Raw genomic sequence first — 10,830 nt, 5'->3', positions numbered from 1 at the left:
TGTCCGGCTCGAAGCCGGCGACGACGTCGGGAGCCTCGCGCGGCGGCTCGGTGAACACCCCGCCGACCTGGCGATCGACCCGGTGTGGGGGCTCCCGGCCGCCGCGGCACTGCACGCGCTGCGCCCGGGCGGGCGCCTGGTCAACCTGGGCAGTTCCGCCGGCGAGCAGAGCCCGCTCTCGTCGGCCGTGCTGCGCAGCCGGTCGCTGCGCGTGCGGGGTTACACGAACAACGAACTGAGCGCGGACGAGCGCCGCGACGCGCTCCTGACGGTGGTCGGGCACGCGCTGACCGGTGCCCTCACCGTCGACTACGCGCGGGTCGCGTTGCAGGACGCGGCCCGCGCGTGGACCCGCCCGGGCCGCGTGGTCCTAGTTCCCTAGGCCGGCGTAGCCGTCGACGGCGAGGCGCTTGCCGATCTGGTCGTAGACGGCCTGGTCGTCGGGGGCGACCGTGGCGAGACCGTCGACGTACCGGTTGAACAGGCAGAACGACGCCGCGATCAGCACGGTGTCGTGGATCTCGACGTCCGTGGCGCCCTCGGCGCGGGCGGCGGCGACGAGCTCGTCGGTGACCGCGCGCCCGGTTTCGCGGACTGCGAGGGCGATCCACAGCAGCGCCTTGATCTTCGGCGACACCGGGGCGTCGTCGATCCCGCCGCACGCGGCGTCAACCACCGCGCGGCCGCCGTCGAGGGTTTCGGCGGCCGCGGCGGCGTGGCTGCCGGTGCAGAAGCGGCACTCGTTGCCATTGGACACCACGGCCGCGATCAGCTCGCGCTCGCCGACGGTGAGGGAGTTGGGACCGCGCAGCAGCACCTCGGCCAGCTGCCCGAGCGGCGCCGCGGTCTCCGGCCGGTAGGCGAACAGGGCCGAGATCCCGGGCAGGGCCGGGTCGAGCGGGATGTGCGGCATCGGTCCTCCTGGCTGGGGGCGAAAGATCCTCGCCGCGAGTCTTTCGCCCCGCGGCGGCCCGGCCAACCTCCGCTTTGCGCAACCGGGCCACCGCCGGACGTCTCAGCTGATGCTGAAGTCGTCCGCGTAGAGGGCGCTCTGGCCGTACCAGCCGTGGACGTAGACCGTCACCGCGCCCGACGCGCCGGTGGTGAAGGGCACCGACAGCTGGGTCCAGCCGCTGCTGGAGGTCCAGGTGCTCGCGCTGGCTCCGCCGCGGACGCCGACGTAGGCGTAGCTGCCCTGGACCCACGCCTTGAGCGTGTACGCGTGGTTGGGGGCGAGGGTGACGTTCTGCGCCGCTTCGCCGGTGGCCGAGGCGGTGGGCACGACCTGCAGCGCGTGCGTGCCCGAGTGGGCCGGGGACGCGACGATCGCGTCGCCCGCGGCGCTCCACGGGCTCAGCGCGCCGGTTTCGAAGCCGCCGTTGACGACGCCGCCGGCGGGCGGGGTGCCGTTCACGGTGAGGGTGAAGGTGGCGCTGTGGCTGCCGGAGGTGGCGGCGCCGGTGACGGTCAGCGGGTAGACGCCGGGGACGGCCGCGGTCGTGGTGCTCACCGACAGGGTCGCGGTACCGCCCGCGGTCACCGTGCCCGGGCTGACCGACGCCGTGACGCCGGCGGGCGCGCCGGTGACCGACAGCGCGACCTGCTGCGCGGAGCCGGACGTCACCGCGGTGGTGATGGTGGCGGTGGCGGACTTGCCGGGGTCGACGGCGGCCGAGGCCGGGTTCGCGGTGACGGAGAAGTCGTTGCCGGGCACGGAGGTGCCGCCGGTGAAGGGTTCGAAGGCGTGGCTGAAGAACCAGGTGTCCTGGGCGATGCCGGAGCAGTTGTCCGCGGCGGCGCCGCCGGGGCAGCTGCCGTTGTCGCGCTGGAGGGCCCAGAAGGAGATCTCGTTGATGCCCTTCGAGACGGCCCAGTTGTAGACGGTCGCAGCGTCGGCGGTGGTGAACGTCTCGGCGGGGCCGAAGTCGTCGACGCCGATCATCTCGGTGACTCCGACGCTCGCCCACAGCTGCGCCTGCGTCTTGCCCGGGTAGAGCGCGGCGAGCTGGGAGACCAGCCCGGTGGCGGCGGTCTGGGTGTCGGTGGCCATCTGGTGGGCGGCGTTGTCGTAGTAGTCGAAGGTCATCAGGTTGACGACGTCGACGCGGGTGCCGTTGCTGACGGCGTTGCGCAGCACGGCGAGGCCGCTGTCGGCGAGGCCGTGGGTGGTGGTGGGCAGGGTGTAGGAGATCTGCAGGGACCGGCCGCCGGCGGCGGCCCAGTCCTGGACCTTCTTGATGGCCTTGTTGCGGCGGTCGATGCCGGCGGAGTTGGTGAGGGAGTTGTCCTCGATGTCCATGTCGAGGCGCGGGACGTCGTAGGTGGTGATCACGGCTTCGTAGGCGGCGGCGATGGAGTCGACGCTGGTGCAGCTGTCGGCGATCTCGGTGCCGGTGTTGTCGGCGGTGTAGCCGCCGAAGGACGGGATGACGTCGCCGCCGCGGGAGCGGATCGTGGCGATGTCGGCGCCGAACGTCGAGTTCGCGATCGGCATCCCGGTGTCACCGTTCCAGTAGACGGTGCAGGAGCCCTTGGTGGCGGCCTGGATGAACGCCATGGTCAGGTGCTTGGCGCTGGACTGCTGGGCCAGCGCGGCCGGGCTCTCCCCCGTCCAGGCTTCGAAGTAGGGCGCGAACACGTGCGCGGGCAGCGGCGTGGCGGCCTGCGCGGTTTCGGCGGCGGTGACCAGCGAACCGGCCGAAACCGCCAGCGCGGCCAGGAAAACGGACATTCGGGCGGGGAAACTGCGTCGTCGCATCTAGCGCTCCAGAGCCGGCGGGGAACCGTGCCGCGGCGGTGCACGGGGGAATGCCTTCAGGATTGGATCAGACCAATCCTGGCGTCAAGGTCTAGACCACTAAACCGGCCGGATGGCCGCCGCCGTTGCGCCTGGCCGGAAAAGTCCCGTTCCCACCCGATCGTGACCATGTCCCCCGACTAACGATCGTGACAAAAACGTTCCAACACCCCGGATCTCCCGGTAGCGTGCGCGTCCATGCGGGTGACATGGGGGAAGATTGGACAACGCAGAGTGACCAAACCGTGGCGGGCCGCCCCGAAGGCCGCGCTCTCCAGCCCGCTCACGCTGATCGTGGCCGCGGTGACCTCGCTGCTCGCCTGCTTCCTCGGCACCGCCGCGGTCCTGCAGGCCTCCGCCGCCGGCGGCGCGACCGTCGCCTACCAGACCGGCATCACCTGCCCCGACAGCTACGGCCCGGTCTTCGGCAAGGGCAACATCCGCGTCCAGGACATCCCCGCCCTCACCCAGGCTGTCCAGCGCCACGCCCCCGCCCACGGCTTCGGCGCCCCGGTCGTCGGCGCCTACACCACCGTGCTGCGCGGCACCGAGTTCAACGGCGACCCCCACTACAAGATCCGCCTCGGCTACCGCGACCAGGCCGGCCTCGACAACCTGACGCTGCAGCAAGGCACGCGCGCGCCCGGCCTGTGGCTCGGCAACGTCGTCGCCGGCGCCGAGCACATCGGCGTCGGCGCGAAACCCAGCTTCCACGGCGCCGCGCTGCCACCGGTCACCGGCATCTACGCCGACCTGCTCGACCCGCCGCCGCGCTGGTGGTGCTCCCAGCAGTCCGGCGCCGTCGTCGACCGGCTCGTCGACGACCCGATCGACTCGATCGTCTTCGCCACCGACCAGAAGACCTTCGACACCGCGATCAGCGCCATCGGCCTGCCCTCGGTGCAGTACTTCCACATCTCCTTCTACGAACCGGCGCCCACCACCCTCAGCACCGCCGAAGACCTGCTGCAACGCTCCCAGGACCTCGTCGCCGACGTCCGCGCCGACCTCACCGCCCGAGGCCTCGGCTACCTCGTCGCCGCCAACGTCCCCACGTTCGAACGCTCGGTGCAGATCGCCCGCCAGGCCCAGGACAACGTCTTCGTGTCGATCCTGCCGCTCGCGCTCATCAGCGTCCTGGTCGGCTGCGCCGGCCTCGGCACCGTCGCGCTCCAGTGGTACCAGCGGCGGCACGCCCAGCTCCGGCTGCTCTCCGCCCGCGGCAGCGGCCCCGCCGCACTCGGCGGCCTCGCCGTCGCCGAACTCGGCCTCCCGATCTTCGCCGGCGGCGCACTGGGCGCCACTGCCGCCCGCCTGCTGCTCAGCGTCTACGGCCCGCCCGGCGTCCCCGACCCGGCCGCCGAACTGCAGGCCGTCGCCGTCGCGGCCGGGACCCTGATCCTCTCGCTGACGATCCTGGCCGCCATCGTCGCCGTCCGCGTCCACCGCGAATTCGAACTCGGCCGCGTACGCCGCAAGGGCAACCGCGCCCGGCTGCTGGCCTACTTCCCCTGGGAACTCGCGACCGCCGGCATGGCCTGGCTCGGCTGGACCCGGCTGGCGCACTACGGCAGCGGATCCCGGCTCGGAAATCCATTACCGCAGGTCGATCCGCTGGCACTGACCTACCCGGTGTTCGTGGTGCTGACCGTCGGCCTGCTCACCGCACGCCTGGCCTGGCTCGCCCTGCACGCCTCCCACCGCGCCCGCCTCTGGTCCCGGCCCGCGCTGCAGCTGGCCATCCGGCGGCTCGCCGGCGCCCGCGCACCCGTGACCGGCGTGCTCGTCATCGGCACCCTCGCCGTCGGCACCCTGGCCACCGGCACCGGCATCGCCCGCGGCCAGGAGGAAGCGCTCAACACCAAGTCCGCCGTCTTCGTCGGCAGCAACGCCCGCCTCGACACCGACAGCCCCATCGGCATGGGCGACGTCGCCATGCCCGCCGCCCTCGCCGGCAACAGCACCGTCGTCGGCGAACTGACCGGCACCGGCAGCGTCGTCCTCGTCATCGACCCCGCGACGTTCGCCCGCGGCGCCGCCGTCGACAGCGTCCCGGCCGACGACCTCGACGGCCTCCTGCGCACGATCTCCCAGCCCGACCCCCGCGGCACCCCCGTCATCCGCGTCGGGCACACGCCCAAGCAGACCGCCGCACTGCCCGACGGGCTCCCCGACGCCGTCACCGCCGCCGACCTGCCGGTCTTCCCGATGATCGGCACCTCACCCGGCTACGTCGTCTCCCGCACCGTCCTCAGCCACGCCCAGCTCGACAGCGTCCCGAAGTGGAGCGTTCTGACCAAGGCACCGATGGCCGACGCCACCACCGCCCTGCGCGACGCCGGCGTCTTCATCCCGAACCGCGTCAGCCGCGAATCCGCACTCGACGGCCTCCCATTCTTCGTCGTCTCGTGGACGTTCTCCTTCGTCGCCCTGCTCGGCGCCGTCCTCGGCATCGTCGCCATCCTCGCCCTGCTCGTCGCCGTCGAAGTCCGCCGCAGGCAGAACGCCCTCGCCGGCGCCCTCGTGCTCCGCATGGGCATGCGGCCACGCACCCTCCTCGCCAGCCACCTCATGGAACTCGGCGCGCTCAGCGGCCTCGCCATCGCCGTCGGCGTCGCGTGCGGCGTCTCCGTGGCCGGCCTGTCCGTCCCGCGGTTCGACCCCGCCACGTTCCTCGCCCCCCGCTCGGAACTCCCCGACCCGCTGCCCTTCGTCCTGACCGTCGTCGTCATCGGCGTGGCGGTCGTCGCCCTCGCCGGCTGGATCGCGGTGCGCTCGGTGCGCACCGCCCGGACCGCGGAGCTGATCCGTGCCTGAAAAACCGATCTTCTCCCTGCGCGGCATCGGCGTGGACTACCAGACCCCCGCCGGCATCGTCACCGGCGTCGACGACGTCAGCATCGACGTCCCCGCCCGCGGCATGACCGTCCTCGCCGGCCCCTCCGGCTCCGGCAAGTCGACGCTGCTGCGCGTACTCGGCCTGTTCGAACAACCCGCCCGCGGCACCCTCACCTTCCAAGGCGCCGACACCCGCAAGCTCAAGCACCGCGAACGCCGCGCACTGCGCCGCCACCACCTCGGCCTCGTGTTCCAGAACCCCGCCGACAACCTCCTCGGCTACCTCCCCGTCGCCGAAAACCTCCGCGCCGCCGCCGAAGCCGCCGGCACCGACTGCAACCCCGACGACATCCTCGGCCAGCTCGGCCTGCACGGCACCGGCGACTGGAAGATCTCGGCACTCTCCGGCGGCCAGCAGCAACGCCTCGCCTTCGGCTGCGTCCTCGCCGCCCGCTCCACCGTCATCCTCGCCGACGAACCGACGTCCCAACTGGACGAAGCCTCCGCCGACCTCGTGCTCGACACCCTGCGGTACCTGGTCGACCAGGACTTCGCCGTGCTCGTCGCCTCCCACGACGACCGCCTCATCGACCTCGGCGCCCGGGTCGCCCGCCTGCACAAGGGCACCCTCGAACGCGTCGAAGAACGGGAACCGCTGCCATGACCCTCGTCGAAGCCAAAGGCCTCCGCCGCAGCTTCACCCACCCCAGCGGCGACATCGAAGTCCTGCGCGGCCTCGAACTCCGCGTCGCCGCCGGCGAACTCGTCACCGTCTCCGGCCGCTCCGGCTCCGGCAAAAGCGCCCTGCTCGCCCTGCTCTGCGGCTTCGACTCCCCCGACTCCGGCTGCGTCCTCCTCGACGGCGTCCCCATCAGCGGCGCACCCCCGTGGCACACCTGCGCCGTGCTCCCCCAAGCCCTCGGCCTGGCCAACGAACTGACCATCGCCGAGAACGTCGCCCTCCCCCTGCGGCTGCGCGCCGACGTCCCCCGCCCCGCCCCCGCCGAGATCCACGCCCGCGTCACCGAACTCCTCGACGAACTCGGCATCGGCGACCTCGGCGACCGCTACCCCCTCGAGGTCTCGTTCGGCCAGCAGCAACGGGTCGCCCTCGCCCGCGCGGTAGCCGGACGGCCCAGGGTGCTGCTCACCGACGAACCCACCGCCCACCTCGACGCCGGCTCCACCCCCCGCGTCCTGCGCCTGCTGCGCCGCTGCGCGACCGAGGGCGCGGCGGTCATCGTCGCCACCCACGACGACGAAGTCCACCGCATCGCCGACCGCCGCGTCCGCCTCCTCGACGGCGTGCTCACCGCCCTGCTCGACTGATCGATCAGGAATCGAGAAGCGCAGGTCAGCGAGCCGCGAATAGCGTCGTAGCCGTACCGCAACGACGACCACAGGAGCACCGCGATGACCACCCAGGGGATCAAGACCGTCCTGCACCCCGTCACCGACCTCGCCGCCGCCAAAGCCGTCTACACCGCCCTGCTGGGCACCGAACCCCAGGCCGACGCGCCCTACTACGTCGGCTACGACACCGAAGGCCAGCACATCGGCCTGGTCCCCAACGGCGCCCAGCAGGGCATGACCGGCCCGGTCACCTACTGGCACGTCGACGACATCGCCGCGAAGCTCGCCGAAGTCACCGCCGCCGGCGCGAAGGTCAAGGACGAGCCCAAGGACGTCGGCAACGGCCGCCTCGTCGCGACCTTCACCGACACCGACGGCAACGTCCTCGGCCTGCTGCAGGACTAACTGTGATGTCCAGGGACGTTGTCCCGAGTTGAGGTGACCACTGGCGGCCTGTCGTGCTGACAGGTGAAGGCCTCCGGATGTGAAGTGGAGCTGTCGAGGAACCACATCACCTGTCCGGAGGCCTTCGTGTCCCACCCTAACGCCACCCTGACCCCACGCACCCGGCTGCGACTGGCCCGGCTGATCGTGGAGCAGGGCTGGACCTGCACGGCAGCGGCGAAGATGTTCATGGTCGCCGCGAAAACCGCTCGCAAATGGGCGCAGCGCTACCGCACCGAAGGCGCGGCCGGGATGGCTGATCGCAGCTCGCGTCCGCAGCACAGCCCGACCCGCACACCCGGGCATCTGGTCCGCCGCATCGTGCGGTTGCGGTGGCGCATGCGGCTGGGCCCGGTCCAGATCGGCGGCCGGCTCGGCTTACCCGCCTCCACGGTGCACGCGGTGCTGGTGCGCTGCCGGATCAACCGGCTCTCCCAGATCGACCGGGTCACCGGCGAACCACTACGCCGCTACGAGCACGACCATCCCGGTTCGCTGCTGCATGTCGATGTCACCAAGTTCGGCAACATCCCCGACGGCGGCGGGCACCGGTTCGTCGGCCGCGCCCAAGGTGACCGCAACCGGGCTGCGACACCCGGCAAGCCCCGCAACGCCTACCGCAACCCCAAGATCGGGAACGCGTTCGTGCACACCGTGCTCGATGACCACTCCCGCGTCGCCTACGCCGAAATCCACACCGACGAAACCGCCGCCACTGCCACCATGGTCCTGCGCCGGGCCGTGGCCTGGTTCGCCGATCTGGGCGTCACCGTCGAACGCGTGTTGTCCGACAACGGGTCGGCCTACCGGTCCCACGCCTGGCGCGACACGTGCGCCGAGCTGGGGATCATCCCGAAACGGACCCGGCCTTACCGGCCACAGACCAACGGCAAGATCGAACGTTTCCACCGGACCCTGGCCGACGGGTGGGCTTACGCCCGCTTCTACCCGTCCGAGACTCTGCGGCGGGCGGCGTTACCGGGCTGGTTGCACTTCTACAATCATCATCGACCCCACAGCTCAACCGGCGGCAAGCCGCCGGTCACCCGGCTGACCAACCTCCCCGGACATCACAACTAACCCAGCGCGGTGGCCCGGCTGACGTCCTCCCACGCCGCCAAGTCCGCCGCCAGCGCCTCGTGCTGCGCCCGGATCGCCTCCACCGCGTCCGCGCCCAGCGCGAGGCGCAACGGCGCGTCCGCACTCCCGACCGCCCGCACGATCGCCGTCGCGGCCTTCGCCGGGTCGCCCGGCTGCGTACCGTCCATGTGCTCCACCGCCTCCCGCGTCCCCGACGTCGACACCGCGTACGCCTCGATCTCCCGCGACCGGTGCATCCGACCACCACCGAACTCCGTCCGGAACGCACCCGGCTCCACGATCAGCACCCGCACCCCGAACGGCGCCACCTCCGCCGCCAGCGCCCCCGAAATACCCTCCAGCGCGTACTTCGCCGCGCAATAAGCCCCGAAGCCCGGCATCGACAGCTGCCCACCCATCGAACTGATCTGCACGACCGTGCCACTGCCCTGCGCCCGCAAGTGCGGCAGCACCGCCTTCGTCACCGCCACCGCGCCGAAGAACATCACCTCCAGCAACCCGCGCAGCTCGTCCATCGTCAGCTCCTCGACCGCGCCGACCGAACCGTTGCCCGCGTTGTTCACCACGACGTCGATCCGCCCGAACGCCGCCAGCGCCGTCTTCACCGCCGCGTCGATCTGCCCCTCGTCGGTCACGTCCAGCGCCGCCGTCCGGACCCGGTCACCGCCGCGCTCCAGCAGATCCGCCAGCGTCTCCGGCCGCCGGGCCGTCGCCACCACGCGGTCACCCGCCGCCAGCGCGGCCAGCGCGATCTCCCGGCCGAACCCGGCCGAGCACCCCGTGATCAACCAGACGCGGCCGTCGGTGTTCGTCATCTTCCGTTCCTCCCAGTGGTTTTCCTCCCCCCATCCTCGGGAAGATCACCACCGCAACGCCAACACCGGTCTCCTGCCACAGCTACAGTCAGAACCTGTGACCCCCGAGCTCCGGCACCTGCGCTACTTCGTCGCCGTCGCCGACGAAACCAGCTTCACCCGCGCCGCCGCCGGCCTCCACATCGCCCAGCAATCACTCTCCCAGCAGATCACCGTCCTCGAACGCACCCTCGGCGCCCGCCTCTTCGACCGCGACGCCCGCGGCACCCGCCTCACCGCCGTCGGCGCCCTGTTCCTCCCCGAAGCCCGCGCGGTACTCGCCCGCGCCGACGAAGCCGTCGCCACCCTCGGCCGCGCCGTCCGCGGCGAAATCGGCACCGCCCGCCTCGCCTTCCTCACCACCACCGCCAACTACCTCCTGCCCCCGATCGTCCGCGCCGTCCGCCAACGGTTCCCCGGCCTCACCGTCACGACCACCGAAGCCCCCATCGCCGAACTCGTCGACGGCCTCCGCCACCACCGCTTCGACCTCGCCTTCACCCGCCCACCCCTGGTCGACGACCTCACCACCCGGACCCTGCTCACCGAAGAGGTCTGCGCCGTCCTCCCCACCGACCACCCCCTCGCCGGCCGCCCGTCACTGAAACTCGCCGACCTCGCCGCCGAACCGTGGGTCCTCACCCCACGCACCAGCTGGGAACCCTGGCACCGCACCTACGACGACGACTTCGCCACCGCCGGCTTCACCCCGCACGTCGTGCAGCGCGCCGCCACCGTCCAAGGACTCCTCGGACTCGTCGCGGCCGGCATCGGCGTCACCCGCCTGACCCGCTCCTCCCACAGCCTCCGCCGCACCGGCGTCGCCTTCGTCCGGGTCTGCCCAGGGTCTGGTTGACACCTCACCTGTGAGGCTTCGGCCTCGCCTGGAAGGATGTCATCGTGCCCAAGCCCTACCCCCGCGAGTTCCGTGACGACGTCGTCGCCGTCGCTCGCCGCGGCGAGACCCCGTTGAAGCAGGTCGCCAAAGACTTCGGGATCTCCGAATCGTGCCTGGCCAACTGGCTGCGCGCGGCCGACGTCGAGGACGGCACCCGGCCCGGAGTGACCCGGGAGGAGTCCGCCGAGCTACGCGAGCTGCGTAAACGCAACCGGCTGCTGGAGCAGGAGAACGAGGTCCTGCGCAAGGCCGCGGCCTACCTGGCGCAGGGCAATCTGCCGGGAAAATAGCCTTCCCGCTCGTCCGTGAACTGGCCGCGGCCGGCGCCCCCGTGCGGGTGCCGGCCGCGGTGACGTGCAGGGTGCTGGGGATCTCCCGGCAGGCCTACTACCAGTGGTGCGCTGCCCCGGTCTGTCAGCGGGACTTCGACGACGCGCATCTGATCAACGCCGCGCTCGAGATCCATGCCGACGATCCGGCCGATGGGTACCGGTTCATCGCTGACGAACTCGCCCGCCGCGGGTTCACTGCCTCGGAGAACCGGG

9 protein-coding genes and 2 pseudogenes are annotated in these 10,830 nt (G+C 71.8%); 8 read left to right on the top strand and 3 right to left on the bottom strand.

Annotated features, from left to right (window positions below; translation table 11 throughout):
* Positions 1-382: pseudogene (locus G3I65_RS50560) on the top strand (zinc-binding alcohol dehydrogenase family protein); the annotation flags it as partial.
* On the opposite strand, the gene G3I65_RS50555 reads toward G3I65_RS50560, so the two are convergent.
* Entirely contained in the window at positions 371-913 is a 543-nt protein-coding gene (locus tag G3I65_RS50555) for a carboxymuconolactone decarboxylase family protein (protein WP_160703005.1), read from the bottom strand. The pseudogene G3I65_RS50560 and the gene G3I65_RS50555 overlap by 12 nt on opposite strands.
* Before the next feature lie 102 nt (positions 914-1,015).
* Positions 1,016-2,731: a glycosyl hydrolase family 18 protein gene (locus G3I65_RS50550; protein ID WP_160703003.1), complete on the bottom strand. Its 1,716-nt coding sequence runs from the start codon at positions 2,729-2,731 to the stop codon at positions 1,016-1,018.
* Between the two features lie 300 nt (positions 2,732-3,031).
* Here G3I65_RS50550 and G3I65_RS50545 point away from each other — a divergent pair, with 300 nt between their 5' ends.
* The 5 genes from G3I65_RS50545 (at position 3,032) to G3I65_RS50525 (ending at position 8,512) form a co-directional block, all read left to right on the top strand.
* Positions 3,032-5,614, top strand: a complete 2,583-nt coding sequence (locus G3I65_RS50545; RefSeq protein ID WP_160703001.1) for an FtsX-like permease family protein — start codon at positions 3,032-3,034, stop codon at positions 5,612-5,614.
* Positions 5,607-6,299 (top strand): ABC transporter ATP-binding protein, encoded by a 693-nt coding sequence (locus tag G3I65_RS50540; protein WP_160702999.1) that lies wholly within the window; start codon positions 5,607-5,609, stop codon positions 6,297-6,299. Before G3I65_RS50545 ends, G3I65_RS50540 begins: the two co-directional genes overlap by 8 nt.
* Entirely contained in the window at positions 6,296-6,964 is a 669-nt protein-coding gene (locus G3I65_RS50535; protein WP_160702997.1) for an ABC transporter ATP-binding protein, read from the top strand. Before G3I65_RS50540 ends, G3I65_RS50535 begins: the two co-directional genes overlap by 4 nt.
* Before the next feature lie 84 nt (positions 6,965-7,048).
* Complete coding sequence (locus G3I65_RS50530) at positions 7,049-7,393, top strand: VOC family protein (RefSeq protein ID WP_160702995.1); 345 nt, start codon at positions 7,049-7,051, stop codon at positions 7,391-7,393.
* Positions 7,394-7,519: 126 nt separating this feature from the next.
* A complete protein-coding gene (locus G3I65_RS50525) occupies positions 7,520-8,512 on the top strand; it encodes an IS481 family transposase (protein ID WP_160702993.1) in 993 nt (330 codons plus the stop codon).
* On the opposite strand, the gene G3I65_RS50520 is transcribed toward G3I65_RS50525, so the two are convergent.
* Positions 8,509-9,348, bottom strand: a complete 840-nt coding sequence (locus tag G3I65_RS50520) for an oxidoreductase (protein WP_160702991.1) — start codon at positions 9,346-9,348, stop codon at positions 8,509-8,511. The genes G3I65_RS50525 and G3I65_RS50520 overlap by 4 nt on opposite strands.
* A 97-nt stretch (positions 9,349-9,445) precedes the next feature.
* Here G3I65_RS50520 and G3I65_RS50515 point away from each other — a divergent pair, with 97 nt between their 5' ends.
* Together G3I65_RS50515 and G3I65_RS58030 are read left to right on the top strand one after the other, a co-directional pair.
* On the top strand, positions 9,446-10,243 hold the full coding sequence (locus tag G3I65_RS50515) for a LysR substrate-binding domain-containing protein (protein WP_160702989.1): 798 nt from the start codon (positions 9,446-9,448) through the stop codon (positions 10,241-10,243).
* A 44-nt stretch (positions 10,244-10,287) separates the two neighbouring features.
* Positions 10,288-10,830, top strand: a pseudogene (locus G3I65_RS58030) (transposase); the annotation flags it as partial.

This window comes from Amycolatopsis sp. SID8362, assembly GCF_010550475.1.
Classification (GTDB): domain Bacteria; phylum Actinomycetota; class Actinomycetes; order Mycobacteriales; family Pseudonocardiaceae; genus Amycolatopsis; species Amycolatopsis eburnea.
The sequence above is the reverse complement of the archived record's forward strand: the minus strand, read 5'-3'. Positions and strand labels throughout refer to the sequence as shown.

Coding starts and splice junctions, on each gene's coding strand:
- G3I65_RS50530 (WP_160702995.1), top strand. CDS start 7,049: ATGACCACCCAGGGGATCAAGACCGTCCTGCACCCCGTCACCGACCTC.
- G3I65_RS50555 (WP_160703005.1), bottom strand. CDS start 913: ATGCCGCACATCCCGCTCGACCCGGCCCTGCCCGGGATCTCGGCCCTG.
- G3I65_RS50535 (WP_160702997.1), top strand. CDS start 6,296: ATGACCCTCGTCGAAGCCAAAGGCCTCCGCCGCAGCTTCACCCACCCC.
- G3I65_RS50550 (WP_160703003.1), bottom strand. CDS start 2,731: ATGTCCGTTTTCCTGGCCGCGCTGGCGGTTTCGGCCGGTTCGCTGGTC.
- G3I65_RS50520 (WP_160702991.1), bottom strand. CDS start 9,348: ATGACGAACACCGACGGCCGCGTCTGGTTGATCACGGGGTGCTCGGCC.